The 21,896-nt window shown below is 68.3% G+C and carries 20 protein-coding genes and 1 pseudogene; 11 read left to right on the top strand and 10 right to left on the bottom strand.

The genetic code is table 11. The annotated features are described in order from the left end of the window. Nucleotides 1–453: a GNAT family N-acetyltransferase gene (locus tag ACIQM3_RS26045; protein ID WP_401628022.1), complete on the top strand. Its 453-nt coding sequence runs from the start codon at nucleotides 1–3 to the stop codon at nucleotides 451–453. Nucleotides 454–493: 40 nt separating this feature from the next. Next, complete coding sequence (locus ACIQM3_RS26040; RefSeq protein WP_401628020.1) at nucleotides 494–1,657, top strand: winged helix DNA-binding domain-containing protein; 1,164 nt, start codon at nucleotides 494–496, stop codon at nucleotides 1,655–1,657. A 44-nt stretch (nucleotides 1,658–1,701) separates the two neighbouring features. On the opposite strand, the gene ACIQM3_RS26035 is transcribed toward ACIQM3_RS26040, so the two are convergent. From ACIQM3_RS26035 to ACIQM3_RS26025, 3 genes and pseudogenes are all read right to left on the bottom strand, one after another. Beyond that, nucleotides 1,702–3,081, bottom strand: a complete 1,380-nt coding sequence (locus ACIQM3_RS26035; protein ID WP_401628018.1) for a serine hydrolase domain-containing protein — start codon at nucleotides 3,079–3,081, stop codon at nucleotides 1,702–1,704. Between the two features lie 100 nt (nucleotides 3,082–3,181). Beyond that, nucleotides 3,182–3,340, bottom strand: a pseudogene (locus ACIQM3_RS26030) (dihydrofolate reductase); the annotation flags it as partial. A 43-nt stretch (nucleotides 3,341–3,383) separates the two neighbouring features. Then, nucleotides 3,384–3,962, bottom strand: a complete 579-nt coding sequence (locus ACIQM3_RS26025; protein ID WP_401628016.1) for a winged helix-turn-helix domain-containing protein — start codon at nucleotides 3,960–3,962, stop codon at nucleotides 3,384–3,386. Between the two features lie 111 nt (nucleotides 3,963–4,073). Between ACIQM3_RS26025 and def the strand changes: the two genes are divergently transcribed. Together def and ACIQM3_RS26015 are read left to right on the top strand one after the other, a co-directional pair. Beyond that, nucleotides 4,074–4,775, top strand: coding sequence for a peptide deformylase (gene def, locus ACIQM3_RS26020; protein WP_401628014.1), 702 nt, complete (start codon nucleotides 4,074–4,076; stop codon nucleotides 4,773–4,775). Between the two features lie 147 nt (nucleotides 4,776–4,922). Beyond that, the gene (locus ACIQM3_RS26015; RefSeq protein ID WP_401628013.1) at nucleotides 4,923–5,648 is read left to right on the top strand and encodes a dienelactone hydrolase family protein; all 726 of its coding nucleotides are present in this window, start codon (nucleotides 4,923–4,925) and stop codon (nucleotides 5,646–5,648) included. A 9-nt stretch (nucleotides 5,649–5,657) separates the two neighbouring features. On the opposite strand, the gene dnaB is transcribed toward ACIQM3_RS26015, so the two are convergent. Continuing rightward, nucleotides 5,658–7,115, bottom strand: coding sequence for a replicative DNA helicase (gene dnaB, locus ACIQM3_RS26010; protein WP_401628379.1), 1,458 nt, complete (start codon nucleotides 7,113–7,115; stop codon nucleotides 5,658–5,660). A gap of 475 nt (nucleotides 7,116–7,590) precedes the next feature. Here dnaB and ACIQM3_RS26005 point away from each other — a divergent pair, with 475 nt between their 5' ends. After that, nucleotides 7,591–8,928: an MATE family efflux transporter gene (locus ACIQM3_RS26005; RefSeq protein ID WP_401628011.1), complete on the top strand. Its 1,338-nt coding sequence runs from the start codon at nucleotides 7,591–7,593 to the stop codon at nucleotides 8,926–8,928. A gap of 148 nt (nucleotides 8,929–9,076) precedes the next feature. Here the strand turns inward: ACIQM3_RS26005 and rplI are convergent, their stop codons facing one another. The 4 genes from rplI to rpsF form a co-directional block, all read right to left on the bottom strand. After that, nucleotides 9,077–9,523 (bottom strand): 50S ribosomal protein L9, encoded by a 447-nt coding sequence (rplI, locus tag ACIQM3_RS26000; protein WP_362927550.1) that lies wholly within the window; start codon nucleotides 9,521–9,523, stop codon nucleotides 9,077–9,079. An 18-nt stretch (nucleotides 9,524–9,541) separates the two neighbouring features. Then, entirely contained in the window at nucleotides 9,542–9,778 is a 237-nt protein-coding gene (gene rpsR / locus ACIQM3_RS25995; RefSeq protein ID WP_003967857.1) for a 30S ribosomal protein S18, read from the bottom strand. Nucleotides 9,779–9,820: 42 nt separating this feature from the next. Then, the gene (locus ACIQM3_RS25990; protein WP_356709032.1) at nucleotides 9,821–10,438 is read right to left on the bottom strand and encodes a single-stranded DNA-binding protein; all 618 of its coding nucleotides are present in this window, start codon (nucleotides 10,436–10,438) and stop codon (nucleotides 9,821–9,823) included. Nucleotides 10,439–10,509: 71 nt separating this feature from the next. Beyond that, nucleotides 10,510–10,800 (bottom strand): 30S ribosomal protein S6, encoded by a 291-nt coding sequence (rpsF, locus tag ACIQM3_RS25985; RefSeq protein WP_006604399.1) that lies wholly within the window; start codon nucleotides 10,798–10,800, stop codon nucleotides 10,510–10,512. Between the two features lie 285 nt (nucleotides 10,801–11,085). Between rpsF and ACIQM3_RS25980 the strand changes: the two genes are divergently transcribed. The 3 genes from ACIQM3_RS25980 (at nucleotide 11,086) to ACIQM3_RS25970 (ending at nucleotide 13,845) form a co-directional block, all read left to right on the top strand. Then, complete coding sequence (locus ACIQM3_RS25980; protein WP_401628009.1) at nucleotides 11,086–11,442, top strand: hypothetical protein; 357 nt, start codon at nucleotides 11,086–11,088, stop codon at nucleotides 11,440–11,442. A 174-nt stretch (nucleotides 11,443–11,616) separates the two neighbouring features. Then, nucleotides 11,617–12,735, top strand: coding sequence for a peptidoglycan bridge formation glycyltransferase FemA/FemB family protein (locus tag ACIQM3_RS25975; RefSeq protein ID WP_033296787.1), 1,119 nt, complete (start codon nucleotides 11,617–11,619; stop codon nucleotides 12,733–12,735). A 78-nt stretch (nucleotides 12,736–12,813) separates the two neighbouring features. After that, nucleotides 12,814–13,845 carry an alanine racemase gene (locus ACIQM3_RS25970; RefSeq protein ID WP_401628007.1) on the top strand — a complete coding sequence of 344 codons (1,032 nt, stop codon included), beginning with the start codon at nucleotides 12,814–12,816 and terminating at the stop codon, nucleotides 13,843–13,845. 13 nt (nucleotides 13,846–13,858) lie between these two features. On the opposite strand, the gene ACIQM3_RS25965 is transcribed toward ACIQM3_RS25970, so the two are convergent. Together ACIQM3_RS25965 and ACIQM3_RS25960 are read right to left on the bottom strand one after the other, a co-directional pair. After that, nucleotides 13,859–15,364 (bottom strand): glycosyltransferase family 87 protein, encoded by a 1,506-nt coding sequence (locus ACIQM3_RS25965; protein WP_401628005.1) that lies wholly within the window; start codon nucleotides 15,362–15,364, stop codon nucleotides 13,859–13,861. 168 nt (nucleotides 15,365–15,532) lie between these two features. Beyond that, nucleotides 15,533–17,911: a transglycosylase domain-containing protein gene (locus tag ACIQM3_RS25960; protein WP_401628004.1), complete on the bottom strand. Its 2,379-nt coding sequence runs from the start codon at nucleotides 17,909–17,911 to the stop codon at nucleotides 15,533–15,535. A 708-nt stretch (nucleotides 17,912–18,619) separates the two neighbouring features. Between ACIQM3_RS25960 and ACIQM3_RS25955 the strand changes: the two genes are divergently transcribed. From ACIQM3_RS25955 to ACIQM3_RS25945, 3 genes are all read left to right on the top strand, one after another. Beyond that, nucleotides 18,620–19,321 (top strand): helix-turn-helix transcriptional regulator, encoded by a 702-nt coding sequence (locus ACIQM3_RS25955; RefSeq protein ID WP_401628002.1) that lies wholly within the window; start codon nucleotides 18,620–18,622, stop codon nucleotides 19,319–19,321. A 62-nt stretch (nucleotides 19,322–19,383) separates the two neighbouring features. Next, nucleotides 19,384–20,466, top strand: a complete 1,083-nt coding sequence (locus ACIQM3_RS25950) for an inositol-3-phosphate synthase (protein ID WP_401628000.1) — start codon at nucleotides 19,384–19,386, stop codon at nucleotides 20,464–20,466. Between the two features lie 90 nt (nucleotides 20,467–20,556). Beyond that, on the top strand, nucleotides 20,557–21,846 hold the full coding sequence (locus ACIQM3_RS25945; RefSeq protein ID WP_401627998.1) for an MFS transporter: 1,290 nt from the start codon (nucleotides 20,557–20,559) through the stop codon (nucleotides 21,844–21,846). Nucleotides 21,847–21,896: the final 50 nt, after the last annotated feature.

Raw genomic sequence — 21,896 nt, 5'->3', positions numbered from 1 at the left:
ATGAGCGATCTCGACATACGCCCCGCGGTACTCGCGGACATCCCCGCCATCGTGGCCATGCTCGCTGACGACCCGCTGGGCGCGCAGCGCGAGTCCCTGGACGACCTCACGCCGTACCACGCCGCGTTCCGGCGGCTCGCCGACGACCCGAACCAGCATCTGACCGTGGCTGTGCGCCAGGGCCGCGTCGTGGGAACCCTCCAGCTCACGATCGTTCCCGGGCTGTCCCGGCGTGGTGCGACCCGCTCCGTCATCGAGGCCGTCCGCGTCCACGCGGACGAGCGCGGCAGCGGCCTGGGCACGCAGCTGATCCAGTGGGCCGTCGATGAATCCAGGCGTAACGACTGCCAGTTGGTGCAGCTGACCTCGGACGCCTCCCGTACGGACGCCCACCGTTTCTACGAGCGGCTCGGCTTCACCGCGAGCCACGTGGGCTTCAAACTCACCCTCTGAACCGCAGAGTTCCGGACAGCTCGGCAGGCAGGGAGATCACGTGCACCGCATCGATGACGAGCAGCGCAGGATCAGGCTCGGCCGTCGGCATCTGCTGGCCCCGTCCGCGCGGACCGCGTCCGCCGTCGCAGTGGCGGACGCCGTCGTCGCCCTGCACGCGACCGATGCCGCCACGGTCTTCCTCTCCGTCTGCGCGCGGCTGACCGCCCCCGGGGTCGGGGCGGTGGAGCGGGCGCTCTACGACGACGTCTCACTGGTGCGGCTGCTCTCCATGCGCAACACGTTGTTCGCCGTGTCCGCGGCGGCCGCACCGGCCGTCGACGCGTCGAGCGCACGCGCCGTGGCCATCAAGGAGCGCCGGCGGCTTCTCAAGCAGTTGCGGGAGGACGGTCAGGGGCTGGACGAACGGTGGCTTGCCGATACCGAACTCCAGACGCTCGCCGCTCTGACCGCTCGGGGTCACGCCACGGGGAGCGAGCTGTCGGCGGCCGTACCGGCTCTGCGCACGAAGATCACCGTCTTCCCCGGGACGAGGCAGGAGACGGTGCAGGGAGCCGCCACCCGGGTGATCCGGTTGCTGGCCGCCGACGGGCGCATCCGGCGGGACCGGCCACGCGGTTCATGGACCTCAAGCCAGTTCCGCTGGACGGCAGCCGAGCCATGGCCCGCTTCGGATCCCGCCGAGGCCCGGGCGGAAGTGGCCAGGCGCTGGCTCCTCTCCTACGGTCCCGCGACCGAAGGAGATCTGAAGTGGTGGACCGGCTGGGGCGTCCGTGAGACGCGCACGGCCCTGGCTGCCGTCGGCGCCGAGGAGGTCCAGCTCGACAGCGGGGCCATCGGCTGGGTCGCTCCCGGGGATCTCACCACCGAATCCTCCCCTGAGCCCTGGGCGGCCCTGCTGCCCGGTCTGGATCCGAGCGCGATGGGCTGGGCCGACCGCGGCTTCCACCTGTCAACCGCCCATCGAGCCGCGCTCTTCGACCGCGCCGGCAACATCGGCCCGACGGTGTGGTGCAACGGCGAAATCGTGGGTGGCTGGGCCCAGCGCGCGGACGGCGAGCCGGTGTGGCGCCTGCTGTCCGACGTGGGGCGGGAGGCTTCACAGCTCATCGAGGCAGAGGCGGACCGGCTCTCGGCGTGGACGGGCGCCGCCCGGGTCACCCCACGCTTCCGTACCCCTCTGGAACGCGAACTGACGGCGTGATCAGCTCACCAAGGCGTTTCACGTGAAACACCGACCCGGTCCGCTCAGATGGCGAGCCCTCGCCAGCCGCCCTCGTCCACCCCACCGGGAACAGCCGCACTTCGCTCGTACGGCTCCCGGGTGAAGACGAACGATCCCAGGTCGAGATGGTCCACCGTGCCGTCATCGGCGCGTACGACCCTGAGCGTCTCCCCCGCGTAGTAGCCGTTGAGGCCCGTCCAGGTCCCGTCGGGGCGCGCCCGGAACCGGGCCGCGCGACCGGCGCCCCGCAACGGTTGAAACTCGAGGCCCCCGTCCGCGAGCAGCTTCAGGGCATGGACCTGGGTGCCCCAGTACCAGGGCCCCGTCAGCGCCAGCAGCTCTTCGTCGACCTCGGGCAGCGGGCGCCAGGGCTCCGGGATCCTCGGCTCCGCGTCGGCGACGATCTGCACGAGATCTGCGGCCACCACACCGGTCAGGGGGCCCGAGGTGGCGTTCGAGAGCACCACGGCCGCCACGTCGTCCTCGACGCTGAACAACAGCGTGGCCAGGAAGCCGGGGAGCGAACCCGAATGGCCGAGGAGCGTGCGGTTCCCGCGCCGTACGGCCTGAAGACCGAGGCCGTACGTCCCGGCCCAGTCACCCGCTTCGGGCGGAGCGGCGGGAGTCCGCATCTCCGCGACCGAGGACGCACGGAGCACCCGTTCGTCGCCTTGGGCCAGGAAGGCCGCGAAGCGGAGCAGATCCGTGGTGGTCGACCAGAGCTGACCGGCCGGTGCCATCAGTCCGAGGTCCTCGGCCGGCTCGGGCAGCATGACGTCGGCCCATGGGTGGACGGCCCAGCCACCTGCATGCGGGGCATGCGCCTCCGGGGTCGTACGGTCCATCCCCAGCGGTTCCAGAATCTCGCGGCGCAGCACCTCCGCCCAGGCCTCCCCGCGAAGCCTCTCCACGAGCGAGCCGAGCAGCGTGTAACCCGGGTTGGAGTAGTGGTGCCCGTGGCCGGACGGGTGAATCACCGGCCCCTCGCCGAGCACATCCACCAGCTCCGGCCGCAGGGAGCCCGGGGTCCTCTCCCACCACGGGGCGGGCGTCTCGGCCGCCAGGCCCCCGCTGTGGCCCAGCAGTTGGAAGACGGTCAGGTATCCGACATCCGTGCCCGGCAGGTGCTTGTCCAGGGGATCGTCCAGATCCAGCAACCCCTCGTCGCGTAGGCGCATCACCAGCACAGCGGTGAACGTCTTGGTGATGGAGCCGATTCTGAACTGAGTGTCGCCATCGGGCTCGTGGCCGTCCACACAGCTACGGGCACCGCTCCAGGCGATCTCCCCCTCCCTCTGCACCGCGGCGACGAGGGAAGGGGTCCGGCCTTCGGACTGCGCGGTGGCGACACGGTGCAGCAGAGCACGCCGGGTGCTGGGAAGCAGGGCTTCGGAAGAGGTCATGCCCAAGCATGACCCGCGCCTCATCAGCTTGACGAACTTATTTGACGGCCGGGGGGCCGACGCCGGAGCCGCCCTGCGTCGCCACGGGCGAACCGCCTGATCAGCGTGGGCGGCTGTATGTCCTGACGATCACCCCGTTGTCGAAGACGCGCACGTTCTCCAAGGTGAATTGGATGGCCGAGAAGTCGGAGCCGAACAGGGGCATGCCCGATCCGTAGACCTCCGGGTAGGTCTTGACGACGAGCTCGTCGACCTCGTCACCGACAGTGCTTCAGGCACGGTGGTCGCGCAAGCGTCCTTCCTCAGTCCCGCTCGGCGTCGCCCGTCGTGTGGGGCAGCAGGGGGAACAGCCGGGTGATGAGGGCCACCGGCCTGGCCCCGTCGGGCCTCGCCAGGGGGCGTTGTTCGCGGTCCTGGTAGGGCGCGAGTGCCCGTCGCACCACCTTCGCGACCTGGCTCATCTCTTCGGGGGTCAGGTAGGCAACCGCGCTGAAGGCTTCGTCGCGGCGCCACTCGGGCGGTGCCCCGTCCCGCTGGGACAGCCACCGCTGCCAGCTCTCGTCCTCCAGCCCTCGGGCCAGGGCGCCGAACTGGTCCTCCGTGGACCCGCCGGCAGCTGGGTCCTTTCGCCGCAGACGCCACGGACGTGCGCGGCCCCCGTCGTGGGGTGCCTCCTCGATGTACCCATGGCGTGCGAGCTGGCGCAGGTGGAACGAGCAGAGGCCGGAGCTGTAGCCCAGCCGGGCGGCCGCTTCGGTCGCCGTGACCGTACCGACTTCGGTGAGCAGTTCAAGGAGGGCTGTGCGGACCTCGTGCACACGCAGCTCGTCTCCGGTGCCGCTTGTCCGACCGGGCGGGGTGTTGAGGTCATCTTCAGTCACTTTGCAAATTCTGCTACTTTGCAAAGCACTTGGCAAGCAGCAGTCCTTGACGGAGACATGAGGCGTCAGCGGCGCCACGGCGTCCGTGGCCTGCGCAGACAGGAGATGACTATGTCCGTTCGTCACGAAGGGCCCGGTCCCGTCGACCGGCGAGTCCGTGTGCAGGGCCGGCCCACCGACTCGTATCCGGGTCTGCCACCGGAGGCCGAACGGGGTTCGGTGCGTCGGATCACCATGGTGGGCGAGGAGGTACTGAGCCGTCCGTGCCGGGAGGTGACCGAGTTCGGCTCCCCCGAGTTGTCCGCGTTGATCGACGACATGTTCCGGACCATGCACGTGGCAGAGGGTGCCGGCCTGGCCGCCAATCAAGTCGGGGTCGGCCTGAGACTGTTCGTGTACGACTGTCCGGACGACTACGGGGTCCGGCACGTAGGTCACATCGTCAACCCGGTCCTGGACCGGATCGACCCGGGCAGTCGCCGACTCGCCGACGAGCACGAGGGCTGCCTGTCCGTGCCCGGCGCCGTCATGCCGGTGCCCCGCCCCGATCACGTCGTCGCCCGCGGCTTCGACATGGGCGGCAACCCTCTCGTCATCGAGGGGCAGGGCTACTTCGCCCGGTGCCTCCAGCACGAAGTCGATCACCTCATCGGCCACCTGTACCTGGACCGTCTCTCCAGGCGGGACCGCAAGGACGCGTTGCGGCAGATGGAGGACCGCCGCGAGGACGTCCTCGCCCGGCGCACGCTCAAGGCCGCCGACCTGGATCGATCTGCCTCGCCCCACTGCCACGACGGCGCAGAGCGGCAGTGACGCGATGCACCGTCCGACCGGCGCTCTCCCTCGCTGTCGGCGAACCTGTACCGGCAGAGCGTCCTGTACCGGCAGAGCGTCCTGCACCGTTCTGCCCGGGGCTAAGACCGGCCCGGCCGGGCTCGGCCGTCACTACAGTCCCGTCTCATGACGACAGTCACCACGCGCACGGTCCGCTACCCCGCCGACGGCTTGACGATGATCGGGCACCTCGCGCTCCCCGCCGGTGCCGGCCGCCGGCCCGCGGTCCTGATCGGTCCGGAAGGGCCGGGCCTGAACGACTTCCAGCGCCGCCGGGCGGACGCCCTCGCCGAACTGGGTTACGTGGCGCTGGCCTTCGACCTCCACGGCGGGCGCTGGTTCACCGACCCGCAGGAGATGCTGGCGCGCGTGACCCCTCTGCTCGCCGATCCCGCCCGGATGCGGGGCATCGGCCACGCGGCCCTGGACGTGCTGCGCGCCGAACCACGGACCGACCCCGACCGGATCGCCGCGGTCGGCTACGGCACCGGGGGCGCGATCGCGCTGGAACTCGGGCGTGACGGCGTCGGCCTGCGCGCGATCGGGACGGTCAACGCCCTGACCACGGGCCGCCCGGGCGAGGCGGCGGGCATTCGTTGCCCCGTGTGGGCGGGGGTCGGATCGGAGGACCCGATCATGCCCCCTGAGCAACGGGACGCTTTCGCCGCCGAGATGCAGGCCGCGGGCGTCGACTGGCGACTCGTGGTCTACGGCGGGGCCCTGCACGCCTTCCACCACCCGCCGGTGGACCAGACCGTGCTCCCCGGCGTCGGCTACCACCCGCAGCACGCGCAGCGAGCCTGGCGCGACATCGTCGGCCTGCTCGCCGAGTGCCTTCCCGTGACGGAGTGAACTGGACCGTCAGGTCTGGGCCATGTCCACGAAGCGGGAGTAGTGCCCCTGGAAGGCCACGGTGATCGTCGCCGTCGGGCCGTTACGGTGCTTCGCCACGATCAGGTCCGCCTCGCCCGCGCGCGGTGACTCCTTCTCGTACGCGTCCTCGCGGTGCAGCAGGATCACCATGTCGGCGTCCTGCTCGATGGAGCCGGACTCACGCAGGTCGGAGACCATCGGCTTCTTGTCCGTGCGCTGTTCCGGTCCACGGTTCAGCTGGGACAGGGCGATGACGGGAACCTCGAGCTCCTTGGCGAGGAGCTTGAGGTTCCGGGACATGTCCGACACCTCCTGCTGACGGCTCTCCGCCCGTTTGGCACCACCGGACTGCATCAGCTGCAGATAGTCGATGACCACGAGCTTGAGGTCGTTGCGCTGCTTGAGACGACGGCACTTCGCGCGGATCTCCATCATCGAGAGGTTCGGCGAATCGTCGATGTAGAGCGGCGCGGCCGACACGTCCGGCATTCGACGGGCGAGCCGCGTCCAGTCCTCGTCGGTCATCGTCCCGGAGCGCATGTGGTGGAGCGCCACCCGGGCCTCGGCGGACAGCAGACGCATCGCGATCTCGTTGCGCCCCATCTCCAGGGAGAAGATCACGCTCGGCAGGTTGCTCCTGATCGAGCAGGCCCGGGCGAAGTCCAGGGCGAGGGTGGACTTACCCATGGCGGGGCGGGCAGCGATGACGATCATCTGGCCGGGGTGCAGGCCGTTGGTCAGGGAGTCGAGATCGGTGAACCCGGTCGGAACACCTGTCATCTCGCCGCTGCGGGAACCGATGGCCTCGATCTCGTCGAGGGCACCTTCCATGATGTCGCCGAGCGGCAGGTAGTCCTCGCTGGTGCGCTGCTCCGTGACGGCGTAGATCTCGGCCTGTGCGGAGTTGACGATCTCGTCGACGTCGCCGTCGGCCGCGTATCCCATCTGGGTGATCTTGGTGCCGGCCTCGACGAGACGCCGGAGCACAGCCCGCTCGTGGACGATCTCCGCGTAGTACGACGCGTTGGCCGCGGTCGGCACGGACTGCACCAGCGTGTGCAGATACGGGGCTCCGCCGACCTTGGTGATCTCGCCGCGCCTGACCAGCTCGGCCGCCACCGTGATCGGGTCGGCAGGCTCCCCCTTGGCGTAGAGGTCGAGGATCGCCGTATAGACGGTCTCGTGGGCCGGTCGGTAGAAGTCATGGCCCTTGATGATCTCCACGACGTCCGCGATGGCGTCCTTGGAGAGCAGCATGCCGCCGAGGACGGACTGCTCGGCGTCGAGATCCTGCGGAGGCACCCGCTCGAAGCCGGACGAACCGCCGTCCCAGCCGCTCTCCCGGCCCCGCTCGTGCTGCTCGTCGCGCCCCTTACCCTCTCCGCGGCGCTGACGGGAAACGGGCAGACGGTCACTGGGACCGACATCGGCCCAGGGATCGTCCAAAGGCTCGGGAATGCTCACCGGGCCACCTCCTCCCGTCCGCTTCGCGGACCTAGCCGTGCCACTCTTTCTTACGGCACGGCACCGACAAACAAGACGCCCGACTCCGGTTCCGGCGCGTCAAGTTCTGCGGATTTCCATGCCGGAACGGAGTGCGGGCGCCGCACCACGGTAGGCCGGTCCGCACCGTCAGCCAATCTGGTTATCCACAGGGCATGTGGATGACGGACCAGATGCTGTGGAGAACCCATCCGATCCTGTGCACGGACCGGGGGACAGCACTGTGGACAAACTCATACCCGTCCACCAAAGAGGCCCTTGACCTGCCGTTTTTCAATCCACCGGCTGTGGGGGAGAAAAACTTTTGCCCTCAGCTCAAGATCATGGGAAGCGGTCTTCCAGCCAACCAAGAAACCAAGGCAAGGTAAGGATCTCAACTGCATTGCATCTCTTACCTGTGGAAGATTAGATTTACCCCATGACCCAGGCGCACACGGCACAGCCGCCCTCCCGCCGTCGGCACGACCGCGAGATCATCGCACTAGCCGTCCCGGCCTTCGGCGCGCTCGTTGCCGAGCCCCTCTTCGTCATGGTCGACAGCGCCATCGTCGGCCATCTCGGCACCCCGCAACTGGCCGGCCTGGCGGTCGCCGCTGCCCTTCTGACGACCGCGGTGAGCGTCTTCGTCTTCCTCGCCTACGCCACCACAGCCGCGGTAGCCCGCCAGGTCGGCGCAGGAGATCTGGCGTCCGCCATCCGCCAAGGCATGGACGGCATCTGGCTCGCCCTGCTGATCGGTGCCGCTGTCGTCGCCGTCACCCTCCCGCTGGCACCGTGGATGGTCGACATCTTCGGCGCCTCCGACACCGCGACCCCGTACGCCACCACGTATCTGCGGATCTCCAGTCTCGGCATCCCCGCCATGCTCGTGGTGCTCGCGGCGACGGGCGTCCTGCGCGGACTGCAGGACACCCGGACACCGCTCTACGTCGCCATCGGCGGGTTCGCGGCCAATGGAGCCCTCAACGCCGGGCTCGTCTACGGGGCCGGGCTGGGGATCGCCGGATCCGCCTGGGGCACCGTCATCGCCCAGGTGGGCATGGCGCTCGTCTACCTGATCGTCGTCGTCCGTGGAGCGCGTCGCCACGGGGCATCGCTGCGCCCCGACGTGGCGGGCATCCGAGCGAGCGCCCAGGCAGGCGTACCTCTCCTGATCCGTACGCTTTCGCTGAGGGCGGTCCTGATGATCGCGACCGCTGTCGCCGCCCGCCTCGGCGACACGGATATCGCCGCGCACCAGATCATCCTGTCCCTCTGGAGCCTCACGGCCTTCGCGCTCGACGCCATCGCCATCGCAGGGCAGGCCATCATCGGCCGCTACCTAGGCGCGGACGACGCCAAGGGCGCCCGCGACGCCTGCCGCCGGATGGTCCAGTGGGGGATCGGCTCGGGAGTGGTCCTCGGGGTGGTCATCATGCTCGCCCGGCCTCTCTTCGTCCCGCTGTTCACGGGCGACACCTCCGTACAGGACACCCTGCTGCCGGCTCTGCTGGTCGTGGCTCTCTCCCAGCCGATCTCCGGGGTGGTCTTCGTTCTCGACGGCGTGCTCATGGGAGCAGGGGACGGCCGCTACCTCGCCTGGGCCATGGTCCTGACCCTCGCCGTCTTCGCTCCTGCCGCTCTCCTCGTCCCCAGCTTCGGGGGAGGCCTCACCGCTCTCTGGGGGGCAATGACACTGATGATGACCGTCCGGCTGGTGACACTGTGGATGCGTATGCGGTCCGGCCGCTGGATCGTGACCGGAGCCACGCGCTGAACCCGCGTCCAGCTGAGCAGGAACCGAGGTGCTCTGTTTCACGTGAAACCGCTCCGTCGCGTGAGACCGCAGCCGTCGTTTCACGTGAAACGACGAAGGGCCGCACCCAGGGGTGCGGCCCTTCACCTAGCTCTGCTGAGCTGTGCCCTTAGGCAGCAACGACCTCGATACCGAGCTTCGCGGCAACCTCGGGGTGCAGACGGACGGACACCTGGTATCCGCCGAGCGTCTTGATCGGCGAGCCGAGCTCGACGCGACGCTTGTCGACGTCCGGACCACCGGCGGACTTGATCGCCGAGGCGATGTCAGCCGGGGTGACGGAACCGAAGAGGCGGCCGGCGTCGCCGGAGCGAACAGCCAGACGGACCTTCACGGTCTCGAGCTTGGCCTTGATCTCGTTGGCCTGCTCGATCGTCGCGATCTCGTGGATCTTGCGGGCGCGGCGGATCTGCGCCACGTCCTTCTCGCCACCCTTGGTCCAGCGAATGGCAAAGCCACGCGGAACCAGGTAGTTACGGGCGTACCCGTCCTTGACGTCCACGACGTCACCGGCGGCACCGAGGCCAGTGACCTCGTGGGTGAGGATGATCTTCATGATTCGGTCACCCTTCCCTTATCGCGCGGTGGACGTGTAGGGCAGCAGCGCCATCTCACGGCTGTTCTTGACTGCCGTGGCGACGTCACGCTGGTGCTGCGTGCAGTTGCCGGTGACGCGGCGGGCACGGATCTTGCCGCGGTCGGAAATGAACTTCCGCAGCATGTTCGTGTCCTTGTAGTCCACGTACTGGGTCTTGTCCTTGCAGAACGCGCAGACCTTCTTCTTAGGCTTGCGCACAGGCGGCTTCGCCATGGTGTTTCTCCTGTGTGATCAAGAAGTGGGGTACGAGCAGCCCTAGAAGGGCGGCTCGTCCGAGTAGCCGCCGCCGGAACCGCCGGAGCCACCGGAGCTTCCGCCCCAGCCGCCCCCGCCGCCCTGCTGGCCCCCGCCCTGCTGGCCGCCGGCCGGTGCGTTGGTGGCCCACGGGTCGTCGGCGGGAGCACCGCCGCCGCCCTGCTGACCACCGCCACCGGGACCGCCGCCCCAGTTGCCGCCACCCTGCTGGCCGCCGCCGTATCCACCCTGACCGCCGCCCTGACCACCGCGACCTGTGGTCTTGGTGACCTTGGCCGTGGCGCTCTTCAGGCTGGGGCCGACTTCCTCGACATCCAGCTCGTAGACCGTGCGCTTGACGCCCTCACGGTCCTCGTAGGACCGCTGCTTGAGCCGGCCCTGCACGACGACGCGCATGCCTCGCGTAAGCGACTCCGCGACGTTCTCCGCCGCCTGACGCCAGACCGAGCAGGTGAGGAACAGGCCTTCGCCGTCCTTCCACTCATTGGTCTGACGGTCGAAGATGCGGGGAGTGGACGCGACACGGAACTTCGCGACCGCCGCACCGGACGGGGTGAAGCGCAGCTCGGGGTCGTCGACGAGATTGCCGACGACCGTGATGACGGTCTCGCCTGCCATGGGTGAACCTCTCGGCGGGGATTGCTTCTGGCTGCTTGCTACTCGAACCCGATGACCGCTGAGCTAGATGCTCAGTGGGTCTCGGGACGGAGGACCTTGGTCCGGAGGACCGACTCGTTCAGGTTCATCTGTCGGTCGAGCTCCTTGACGACCGCAGGCTCGGCCTGCAGGTCGATGACCGAGTAGATGCCCTCAGGCTTCTTCTTGATCTCGTAAGAGAGACGACGACGGCCCCAGGTGTCGACCTTCTCGACCTTTCCGTTGCCCTCACGGACGACGGAGAGGAAGTTCTCGATCAACGGGGAGACTGCTCGCTCCTCGAGATCGGGGTCGAGGATGACCATCACCTCGTAGTGACGCATGTGGAACCCACCTCCTTTGGACTCAGCGGCCACGGTCGTTCCGTGGCAGGAGGGTCGTGATGCGTAAGCATCAGTGTCTCCGAGTAAAACAGCCGCCACTGACAACGCCCGTCTTCAGAATTGAGGGGGGCCGCAGTGCTGGCTCAAGGCAGACACCGGTGCAGACCGTACAGACTACCCGCAGACCGGCTTCCGGTTGAAATCCGGTGTTCAGGGCGCACAATCAAGACAGATGCGGTGTGAGAGGCGCTACATCGCACCGCCCTTCCCGCCAGGAGGTACTCCATGGCACAGACAGTCCGACCTGCCGGCAGCCGGCCCGCACCGAGCCGGGTGGCCAATGCCCGTCCGTCCACCGGCTCCCTCTTCGCGACGGACGGCAAGCCGCACCCGCTCCAGGAAACGCTGATGGTGGTGACCGGGGTCCTCGGCGTCCTCGCGTTCGTGACGGCGATGTTCCACAGCCTCCACCTGCTGAGCTCGTGGGCGGGGCTGATCGGCATCCTGACCGGCGTCTACGGGCAGTACATCTCCAGGACCACCTGGGAGCGGTTCGGCCTGATCATGGGGATCGGCGCGTCCGCCGTCGGCTTCTACCTCGGTATGGCGCACGGCGGCCTCTTCGGCGGCGTCGTCACCTGACCGGCAGAGCCGGGGCCGGCCGTCCCACGCGGTGCGCGGCCGGGCAATCCCGCGGGGGTGGCGCCCGGTGCGGTCCTGACGGGCCGGACCGGGCGCCCCTCGGTCACAGTAGGCTTCGGCGCGAGAGCCGGAGCCCCTGACCGATGGGGACACACCTGCCGAGGAGCGCCCCGCATGAGCCTGACCCTGAGGACCATCAGCCGAGAGCAGCATCTGGCGTACATCCAGAGTCTGCCCTCGGCCAGTCACTGCCAGGTCCCGGCGTGGGCTGACGTGAAAACCGAATGGCGCTCGGAGAACCTGGGCTGGTTCGACAAGAACGGCGAGATGGTCGGTGCCGGGCTGGTGCTCTACCGCCAGCTGCCCAAGATCAAGCGCTACCTCGCGTACCTCCCCGAGGGCCCGGTCATCAACTGGTACGCCCCGAATCTGGACGAGTGGCTCCAGCCGATGCTCGCCCACCTGAAGCAGCAGGGTGCCTTCTCGGTCAAGATGGGCCCTCCCGTGGTCATCCGCCGCTGGGACTCGGCCGCCATCAAGTCCGGCATCCAGGACCCCGACGTGAAGCGGCTGCGTGACGTCGAGGCCAGCCACATCGAGCCGCGCGCCTTCGAGGTCTCGGACCGGCTGCGGAAGATGGGCTGGCAGCAGGGTGAGGACGGCGGCGCCGGCTTCGGCGACGTCCAGCCCCGCTACGTCTTCCAGGTGCCGCTGGCCAACCGCTCCCTCGAGGACGTGCTCAAGGGCTTCAACCAGCTCTGGCGGCGCAACATCAAGAAGGCCGACAAGGCCGGCGTCGAGGTGGTCCAGGGCGGCTACGAGGACCTCGCCGAATGGCAGCGGCTGTACGAGATCACCGCCGTGCGCGACCACTTCCGGCCGCGCCCGCTCTCGTACTTCCAGCGCATGTGGTCGGTGCTCAACTCCGAGGACCCGAACCGCATGCGGCTCTACTTCGCCCGGCACAACGGTGTGAACCTGTCCGCAGCCACGATGCTCGTCGTCGGCGGACACGTCTGGTACTCCTACGGCGCCTCGGACAACATCGGCCGCGAGGTGCGCCCCTCGAACGCCATGCAGTGGCGGATGCTCCGCGACTCGTACGCGATGGGCGCGACCGTCTACGACCTGCGCGGCATCAGCGACTCGCTGGACGAGACCGACCACCTCTTCGGCCTGATCCAGTTCAAGGTCGGCACGGGCGGGGAAGCCGTCGAGTACGTCGGCGAGTGGGACTTCCCCCTCAACAAGCTGCTGCACAAGGCGCTCGATATGTACATGTCGCGCCGCTGAGCGCATCCTGACCACCATCCATCAGCTCCTCCCCTCTCTCACCCACACCGCAGCCACCAGAAAGGTTCCGGGCCGGCCATGGCGCTCTCCCTCTACGTCGACACCGCGCGCTGGCGGGCGCACCAGAAGTCCGTCCTGGACCAGTTCCCGGGCCTCGTGCCCGTCTGCAAGGGCAACGGCTACGGCTTCGGACACGAGCGCCTGGCCGACGAGGCGATCCGCTTCGGCTCCGACACGCTGGCCGTCGGGACCACGTACGAGGCCGCTCGCATCAAGGACTGGTTCAGCGGCGACCTGCTGGTGCTGACGCCCTTCCGCCGGGGCGAGGAGCCGGTTCCGCTGCCCGACCGCGTGATCCGTTCCGTCTCCTCCGTGGACGGTGTGCACGCCTTGGTCGGCGCGCGCGTCGTCATCGAGTGCATGAGCTCGATGAAGCGCCACGGTGTGAAGGAGGAGGAGCTGGGCCAGCTCCACGCGGCCATCGAGGACGTACGCCTCGAAGGCTTCGCGCTGCACCTGCCGCTCGACCGCACGGACGGGTCCGACGCGGTCGAGGAGGTCATCACCTGGATGGACCGCCTGCGCGCCGCCCGGCTGCCGCTGCACACGATGTTCGTCAGCCATCTGCGGGCCGAGGAGCTGGCGCGGCTGCGGCAGCAGTTCCCGCAGACCCACTTCCGCGCGCGCATCGGCACACGGCTCTGGCTCGGCGACCACGAGGCGACGGAGTACCGCGGCGCGGTGCTCGACGTCACGCCCGTGGTCAAGGGGGACCGTTTCGGCTACCGCCAGCAGAAGGCCGCGTCCGACGGATGGCTGGTGGTCGTCGCCGGCGGAACCTCCCACGGCGTCGGCCTGGAGGCCCCGAAGGCCCTGCACGGAGTGATGCCGCGGGCCAAGGGCGTCGCGCGCGCCGGGCTGGCCACGGTCAACCGCAACCTGTCGCCGTTCGTCTGGGCGGGCAAGCAGCGCTGGTTCGCCGAGCCGCCGCACATGCAGGTGTCGATCCTCTTCGTGCCCTCGGACGCCCAGGAGCCGAGGGTCGGCGACGAACTGGTGGCCCACCTGCGCCACACCACCACCCAGTTCGACCGCCTCGTGGACCGGTAGCCCCGGCCCTCCCTCAGTCGGAAGCCGTCCTCCCGCCAGTGCCCCACTCCACCCGCGGTCCCTCGACCGCGGGTGCTGTGTGCTGGTCCGGATGAGGGCGCACCTGCAGGAATGCCTTCCGGTCCGGCGCCCCGTCGAGCGCCCCGCCGGACGGATCGTCGGAACCGTCGAGCCTCACGGGATCCCGCTCCGGCCTCAGGATGTCCCTGACGATCAGGGCGCAGAGGTAGAGCGTTCCCGCCAGGTGCAGGGCGATAGCGACCTGATAGCCCTCCTGGGGCAGTCCCTGGTGCTTGTCGCCGCTCGTCGTGTACGCGAGGTAGAACCAGATCCCCAGGAAGTACATGACCTCGCAGGCCTGCCAGACGAGGAAGTCCCGCCAGCGAGGCCTGGCGAGCGCGGCCAGAGGGATCAGCCAGAGCACGTACTGCGGTGAGTAGACCTTGTTCGTCAGGATGAAGGCGGCCACCACGAGGAACGCCAGCTGGGCGAAGCGCGGCCGGTGCCGGGCGGTCAGTGCCAGCCCCGCGATGCCCGCGCACAGCACGGCCATCAGCAGCACCGAGGCCGTGTTCACCGTGTCCACGTCGATGGGCCGGCCGGTCCGCTGGGTGATGATCAGCCAGAACGAGCCGTAGTCGATCTGCCGTTCCTGGCTGAACGTGTAGAACTTCTTCCACCCCTCGGGGGCGTACAGCATCACCGGCAGGTTGACCACCAGCCAGGCCGTGGCCGCGCCGAGGAGCGCCGTTCCGTACTCCCGCCACCTCCCGGCCCTCCAGCACAGCACCAGCAGGGGCCCGAGGAGCAGTACGGGGTAGAGCTTCGCGGCGGTGGCGAGGCCGATGAGGATGCCGAAGGCCACGCTCCTGCCGCGCGACCACATGAGCATCGCGGCGGCTGTCAGCGCGACGGCGAGCAGGTCCCAGTTGATCGTCGCGGTGAGCGCGAGCGCGGGTGCGAGGGCCACCAGCAGACCGTCCCAGGGGCGGCGCCGGTGCGTACGGGCGACACACACCGCGAGGATCACGGCGCAGATCATCAGCATGCCCGCGTTGACCATCCAGTACATCTGCTCGCGCTGCTGTGCGGGGTCCGAGGACGGCGTGAGCGTCAGCCAGGACGCGACCTGCATGAAGAGGCCGGTGAGGACGGGGTACTCGAGGTACGCCATGTCGCCGCTCAGCCGGTCGAAGTACGGCACGAGGCCGTCGGCGAAGCCGCGTCCGACATAGAGGTGCGGGATGTCCGAGTAGCACGCGTGCGCGTACTGCGAGCTGGTTCCGCGGAACCACGCCCAGTTGTAGCAGGGGATCTTCTGCACCATGCCGAGCGCGAACATCCCGATCGCCGCGAGCGCGATGACGCGCACCGGTGTGAGCGGTCCCGATCCGAACCGTGCCCAGCGGCCCGCGGGCCCGCCGATCAGTTCGCTGCCCGCTGCGGCGATCTCGTCCTGTCGCGTGGGCGGTACGACGGACGGCTCCTGGTGCACGCTCGTGTCTTCTGCGCTTGGCATGCCGCACATCCTGCCGTACGGGGCTGTGTACGGGCGTTGCCCGCGTCCGGGACACACGAAGGGCCGCCGGCACCTGCCAGGTGCCGACGGCCCTCTTGTACGTGCCCGGAGGGCCCTCACAGGGCTCCCGGAGGGCGCGGGGTGTGATCCACGCCGCCCTGAGGGGTGCTAACCGCCGCCGCCGAAGATCCCGCCTCGGCCGTTCTCCTCGCCCTCGGTCGTGCCCTCGGTCGTTCCTTCGGTCGTCCCGGTGTCCGTCCCGCCGTCGGTGGCACCGGTGTCCGTCCCACCGTCGGTCGACCCGTCGGTGGTCCCTTCGTTGCCGTTGCCGTTGCCGTTGCCGTTGCCGTCGGTGGTCCCGCCGTCCTGGTTGTTCCTGCACTCCCAGTCGAGCGGCGCGCACGTCTCGCTCGGCGAAGCCGTCGGGGACGACGGTGTGGCAGACGGCGTCGGCTCCTTGCTGGACTCCGAAGGCGAAGGCGTCGGGCTCGGCGTCGGGCTGGGGCTGACCGCGCCGCCGCCGTAGAGCCTCTCGCCGATCGGTTCCGGCTTCGGGAAGTTCACGACCTTCGTGCCCTTCACCGCGTCGGTCATGTAGTCCTGCCAGATCTGCGCCGGGAACGAGGCTCCGTGGATCGACTTCTCGCCACCCGTGCCGTACATCTCCAGGAACTCGCGGTCCTTCTTCGTCTCGTCGTCGTCCATCCGGAACATGCTGACGGCCGTCGAGATCTGCGGGGTGTAGCCGACGAACCACGCCGACTTGTTGCCGTCCGTCGTACCGGTCTTGCCGGCCACGTCACGCCCTGGGATCTGGGCCGGCGTACCCGTCCCGTTCTCGACGACGTTCTTCAGCACGTCGGTGACGTTGTCCGCAACCCTGCTGGGGAACGCCTGCTTGGTCACCGCGTCGTGCTGGTAGATGACGTCGCCCCTGTGCTTGACCTCGGTGACCGAGAAGGGCTCCCGCTGCTTGCCGCTGGTGGCGAAGGTGGAGTACGCGCCGGCCATCCGGATGGCGCTCGGCGAGGACGTCCCGATGGAGAACGAGGGGAAGTTCGAGTCCGCCATGTACTCGTCGTCGCGCAGCCCCGCCTTCACGGCGGCCTCCTTCACCTTGTCGGTGCCGACGTCCATGCCGAGCTGGACATAGGGGGAGTTGGCCGACTCCTGCATGGCGTAGCGGAGGGTGATGTCTCCGTAGTCGTGGTCTCCGTCGTTCGTCTGGAGCCACTCCTTGCCTTCCTTGTTCTGCCAGACCTGACCGTTGTACTGATTGATCTTCAGCTTGTTGTCGCCGTTGTAGATGCTCTTCGGCGAGACGGGCGTACGCTCCGAGTCGGTCTGCTCCTCGCCACCGTCGGGATCGCGCTTCCCGTGCTCCATGGCGGCCGCCAGCACGAACGGCTTGAACGTCGAACCGACCTGCGCACCGGTCGCGTCGGCGTTGTTGGTGTAGTGCTGCGTCGCGTCCTGACCGCCGTACGTGGCGATGATGGCGCCCGTCTTGGTGTCCACCGACGCACCACCGAACTCGACGTGCGTGTCCTTGTCGGGTCGCTTCTCAGGGTCGATCTTGGCGTCGTACACCTTCTTGATCGACTTCTCGAGCTCCGAGACCTTCTTCTTGCTGAAGGTCGTGTGGATCTCGTAGCCGCCCTGGGCCAGTTCCTTCTCGGTGACGCCCTCGTCGTTGTGCGCGAGGAAGTACTTCGTGGCGAGGTCGACCAGGTATCCGGTCTGACCACCCAGCTTGGCGTCCTTCTTCGGCGGATCCGGCATGGGGAACTCGGTGAAGGTCGCGCGCTTTGCCGCGCTCAGCCGGCCGTCCTTGACCTCCTCGTCGAGGATCCAGCTCCAGCGCTTCTTGGCCCGCTCGAGGTTCTTCGCCGCTGTCGCGTTCACCCGGTCCACGTCGGGGGCACCCGCTGGGTCGTAGTAGCTCGCGCCCTTGAGCAGCGTCGCCAGGAAGGCGCACTCGCTCGCGTTGAGCTTCTCGGCGTCCTTGCCGTAGTACGTACGCGCCGCCGCCTGAAGCCCCGACGCATTCCGTCCGTAGTAGGAGACGTTGAGGTAACCCGCCATGACCTCCTTCTTACCTCTCGTCTCACCGACCTTGAGCGTGATGAAGAGTTCCTTGACCTTCCGGCTCAGGGTCTGGTCCTGGGAAAGCATGGAGTTCTTCACGTACTGCTGAGTGATCGTGGAACCGCCCTGGGTCTCTCCTCCCCGGGCCATGTTCCAGAAGGCGCGGGCGATACCCATGGGGTCGATGCCCCTGTCGGACTCGAACGACTTGTTCTCGGCCGAGATGACAGCGTTCCGCATCGCTTCGGGGATCTGGGCGTAATCGATCTCCTGGCGGTTGACGGAACCGCCGGTGGCGACCATCTGTGTGTTGTCGTCCCAGTAGTAGACGTTGTTCTGCGCCTTGGCGAGGCTCTGGACCTCGGGCGGCACCACCAGCGCGTACGCGAGCCCGGCCGCCCCCATCATCAGGCCCAGGAAGCCCAGGCACAGGCCGGAGACCAGCCTCCACGACGGCACCCAGCGGCGGAAGCCGTACTTACCGGCCCGCGGGTAGTCGATGAAGCGCTTCTTGCCGGAGTCGGCGCGACCCCGGCCACGGCCCTCGTGACCACTGCTGTCGCCACCTCCCCGCCGCCTGCTCCCGCCGCGCTGGGCGGCTCGACGGGCCTCGGCGCGGCCGCCGTACGACGGATCCTCGCCCTGCGCTTCGGAAGGTGATGCTGAGGTGGCTCTGCGTGACGAATCGGTGCGGCGTCCAGCAGGCTGTTGGGCGGCTCGTCTGGCCGCTGCGCGCCCGCCACCTTGCGGTTGCGGCGTTTTGCGACGGTGCTCGCTCATCGAACGACTACTCCTCGGGCAGGCAAGAGCGCCTGGAAGCGGCAGTTGAGATCCGGTCCCCCCGAATTACGGACGAGCCGTGCGGAAGGCTCACCCGCAGTACATCCGACAGTCCGCGATGACTGACGCTCGACGGCGTCTCACGGTTCCCGGTGGTCTGCATGCCGCACAGACTACGCACGGTCAAAAACCTCCGGGGACCGAACTTCACCCCAAATTACGCAAGTCACTCCCTATGAATCGGGGATGTGACGCCGCTCACGAACCCTCCCCTTGTCGAACATCGCGGGCCGATCTATCGTGCTGATGTATCGAGTCGATACATCAGCACGGCATAAGGTGGGTCCGACAGCCCGTGGATGTACCAGGCGGAGGAGGAGGCGAAGGATGAGCAGACGCTCCGGCATCCTCGAATTCGCCGTACTCGGCCTGCTCCGCGAGTCACCCATGCACGGGTACGAGCTGCGCAAGCGCCTCAACACGTCGCTGGGGATCTTCCGCGCCTTCAGCTACGGCACCCTCTACCCCTGCCTCAAGACGCTGGTCGCCAACGGCTGGTTGATCGAGGAACCGGGAAGTGTTCCGGCACAGCCACCTGCCACAGGCCGTGGGGTCGCCCCCTCGTCCTCGCTGGCCGGGCGCCGCGCCAAGATCGTCTACCGGTTGACGGCAGAAGGTAAGGAGCACTTCGAGGAGCTGCTCTCGCACACCGGTCCGGACTCCTGGGAGGACGAGCACTTCGCGGCTCGGTTCGCCTTCTTCGGACAGACGGAGCGCGAGGTGCGGATGCGCGTGCTCGAAGGACGCCGCAGCAGGCTGGAGGAGCGCCTCGAAAAGATGCGCGCCTCTCTCGCCCGCACCCGTGAACGACTCGATGACTACACGCTTGAGCTGCAGCGGCACGGCATGGAGTCCGTGGAGCGCGAAGTGCGCTGGCTGAACGAGCTCATCGAGAGCGAGCGGTCGGGACGGGATCAGCGACGATCCTCGCCCGAGGGCTCCGCTCAGCACGACACATCAGGAGAGACGGGCGGCCTGCCCCGGCACCGGGACGACACCCGGCCGGATCCGTCCGACGACACCAAGTGATATCCCCGCAGACCCGCAAGGCGTCATCGGGGAACACCGAGAACACACAGGGAGCAATCGGCATGGGTTCGGTTCGCGTAGCCATCGTCGGCGTGGGCAACTGCGCCGCCTCGCTGGTGCAGGGCGTCGAGTACTACAAGGACGCCGATCCGGCCGGCAAGGTGCCCGGTCTGATGCACGTTCAGTTCGGCGAGTACCACGTGAGCGACGTCGAGTTCGTCGCCGCCTTCGACGTCGACGCGAAGAAGGTCGGCCTCGACCTCGCGGACGCCATCGGCGCCAGTGAGAACAACACCATCAAGATCGCCGACGTGCCGAACACCGGCGTGACCGTTCAGCGCGGCCACACCCACGACGGCCTGGGCAAGTACTACCGCGAGACGATCGAGGAGTCGGCGGACGCCCCCGTCGACATCGTCCAGATCCTCAAGGACAAGCAGGTCGACGTCCTTGTCTGCTACCTGCCCGTCGGTTCCGAGGTGGCTGCGAAGTTCTACGCGCAGTGCGCCATCGACGCCAAGGTCGCGTTCGTCAACGCTCTCCCGGTGTTCATCGCCGGCACCAAGGAGTGGGCCGACAAGTTCACCGAGGCCGGTGTCCCGATCGTCGGCGACGACATCAAGTCCCAGGTCGGCGCCACCATCACGCACCGCGTGATGGCGAAGCTCTTCGAGGACCGGGGCGTCGTCCTGGACCGCACGATGCAGCTGAACGTCGGCGGCAACATGGACTTCAAGAACATGCTCGAGCGTGAGCGCCTGGAGTCCAAGAAGATCTCGAAGACGCAGGCCGTCACCTCGCAGATCCGTGACCGCGAGCTCGGTGCGGACAACGTCCACATCGGCCCCTCGGACTACGTGGCCTGGCTGGACGACCGCAAGTGGGCGTACGTGCGCCTCGAGGGCCGCGCCTTCGGTGACGTTCCGCTGAACCTGGAGTACAAGCTCGAGGTCTGGGACTCCCCGAACTCCGCCGGTGTCATCATCGACGCCGTGCGCGCCGCGAAGATCGCCAAGGACCGCGGCATCGGCGGCCCGATCCTCTCGGCCTCCTCGTACTTCATGAAGTCCCCGCCGGTCCAGTACTTCGACGACGAGGCCCGCGAGAACGTCGAGAAGTTCATCGCCGGCGACGTCGAGCGCTGATCCGGCGGATCACTGCTTCACGCCTGTCCATGTCGGGGGGTCCCCGGGCAATCCGCCCGGAGGCCCCCCGCATGTGTGACCCTTGCACACATGCCTGTCGTGCGTGATCTGGGCGTACTCCTGCGCCTTCGGAACTTCCGTCGCCTGCTCGCCGTACGACTTCTCTCCCAGTCGGCTGACGGCGTCTATCAGGTCGCGCTCGCCACGTACGTCGTCTTCTCGCCGGAGAACCAGACCACACCGGGTGCCATCGCCTCCGCCATGGCCGTGCTGCTGCTCCCCTATTCGCTGATCGGCCCGTTCGCAGGAGTCCTGCTCGACCGCTGGCCCCGCCGCCAGGTCTTCCTGTACGGGAACCTGCTGCGCGCCGCGCTGGCCTGCTGCACGGCCCTGCTGCTCCTGAGTTCCGTACCGGACTGGCTCTTCTACGCCTCCGCGCTCTGCGTCACCGCCGTCAACCGTTTCGTGCTGGCCGGGCTCTCGGCAGCGCTCCCTCGCGTCGTCGACACCGAGCGGCTCGTCCTCGCCAACTCCCTCTCCCCGACGGCCGGCACGCTGTCCGCCACTGCGGGCGGTGGCCTCGCCCTGGGCATCCAGCTACTGACGGACGGGTCCGATGCCGCCGTGGTCATGCTGGGCGCCGTCCTCTACCTCCTCTCGGCGGTAGCCTCCCTGGCCTTGCCCCGCACGCTCCTCGGACCGGACCGGGACCTGCACCATGTGCCACTTCGCGAGGCACTCGGCACCACCGCCCGGGGGCTCGTCGCAGGGTTGCGCCATCTGGCCGAGCGAAGGGACGCGGCGCACGCGCTTGCGGCCATAACGGTGCTCCGCTTCTGCTACGGAGCGCTGACGGTGATGGTGCTGATGCTGTGCCGCTACGCATGGTCCGACAGCGAGTCCGACGGTCTCGCCCTCCTCGGGCTCGCGCTCGGCGCGTCAGCGGCGGGGTACTTCGTCGCTGCCCTCACGTCCCCGTGGGCGGTCGGACGCTTCGGGCGGTACGGGTGGATGGCGGGGTGCGCCGGGGCAGCCGCTGTCCTGGAGCCTGCATTGGGGCTCCCGTTCACCCCCGGCCCGATGCTGGTGGCGGCATTCGTTCTGGGGCTGGTGACCCAGGGAGCAAAGATCGCGACGGATACCGAGGTGCAGACCTCCGTGGACGACGCTTATCGCGGCCGGGTCTTCTCGCTCTATGACGTGTTGTTCAACGTCGCCTTCGTCGCCGCCGCCGGAGTGTCCGCCCTCGCACTCCCCCCTGACGGGCGGTCCGTCGTCGTGGTGCTCAGCGTCGCCGTGCTCTACGCCATCGTCTCGATGGCCATGATTCATCGGCGGCGGGTGAGCATCGCGCTCCAGCGCGCCCACATCAACGAGTGAGGGGCGATGTTTCACGTGAAACATCGCCCCTCACCGACTGCCTTGGCTCA

This window comes from Streptomyces sp. NPDC091271, from assembly GCF_044757505.1.
GTDB lineage: Bacteria > Actinomycetota > Actinomycetes > Streptomycetales > Streptomycetaceae > Streptomyces.
Note: the sequence above shows the minus strand (reverse complement) of the source record. Positions and strands in the feature narration are given on the sequence as shown.

Bases quoted from the DNA above. Each gene is read 5' to 3' on its own strand.
- ACIQM3_RS25965 (WP_401628005.1), bottom strand. From the start codon at position 15,364: ATGCCAAGCGCAGAAGACACGAGCGTGCACCAGGAGCCGTCCGTCGTA.
- rpsF (WP_006604399.1), bottom strand. From the start codon at position 10,800: ATGCGTCACTACGAGGTGATGGTCATCCTCGACCCCGATCTCGAGGAG.
- rplI (WP_362927550.1), bottom strand. From the start codon at position 9,523: ATGAAGATCATCCTCACCCACGAGGTCACTGGCCTCGGTGCCGCCGGT.
- ACIQM3_RS26015 (WP_401628013.1), top strand. From the start codon at position 4,923: ATGACGACAGTCACCACGCGCACGGTCCGCTACCCCGCCGACGGCTTG.
- ACIQM3_RS26005 (WP_401628011.1), top strand. From the start codon at position 7,591: ATGACCCAGGCGCACACGGCACAGCCGCCCTCCCGCCGTCGGCACGAC.
- ACIQM3_RS25990 (WP_356709032.1), bottom strand. From the start codon at position 10,438: ATGGCAGGCGAGACCGTCATCACGGTCGTCGGCAATCTCGTCGACGAC.
- rpsR (WP_003967857.1), bottom strand. From the start codon at position 9,778: ATGGCGAAGCCGCCTGTGCGCAAGCCTAAGAAGAAGGTCTGCGCGTTC.
- ACIQM3_RS25970 (WP_401628007.1), top strand. From the start codon at position 12,814: ATGGCGCTCTCCCTCTACGTCGACACCGCGCGCTGGCGGGCGCACCAG.
- ACIQM3_RS25945 (WP_401627998.1), top strand. From the start codon at position 20,557: ATGCCTGTCGTGCGTGATCTGGGCGTACTCCTGCGCCTTCGGAACTTC.
- ACIQM3_RS26045 (WP_401628022.1), top strand. From the start codon at position 1: ATGAGCGATCTCGACATACGCCCCGCGGTACTCGCGGACATCCCCGCC.
- ACIQM3_RS25955 (WP_401628002.1), top strand. From the start codon at position 18,620: ATGAGCAGACGCTCCGGCATCCTCGAATTCGCCGTACTCGGCCTGCTC.
- ACIQM3_RS25980 (WP_401628009.1), top strand. From the start codon at position 11,086: ATGGCACAGACAGTCCGACCTGCCGGCAGCCGGCCCGCACCGAGCCGG.
- ACIQM3_RS25975 (WP_033296787.1), top strand. From the start codon at position 11,617: ATGAGCCTGACCCTGAGGACCATCAGCCGAGAGCAGCATCTGGCGTAC.
- ACIQM3_RS25950 (WP_401628000.1), top strand. From the start codon at position 19,384: ATGGGTTCGGTTCGCGTAGCCATCGTCGGCGTGGGCAACTGCGCCGCC.
- ACIQM3_RS26035 (WP_401628018.1), bottom strand. From the start codon at position 3,081: ATGACCTCTTCCGAAGCCCTGCTTCCCAGCACCCGGCGTGCTCTGCTG.
- def (WP_401628014.1), top strand. From the start codon at position 4,074: ATGTCCGTTCGTCACGAAGGGCCCGGTCCCGTCGACCGGCGAGTCCGT.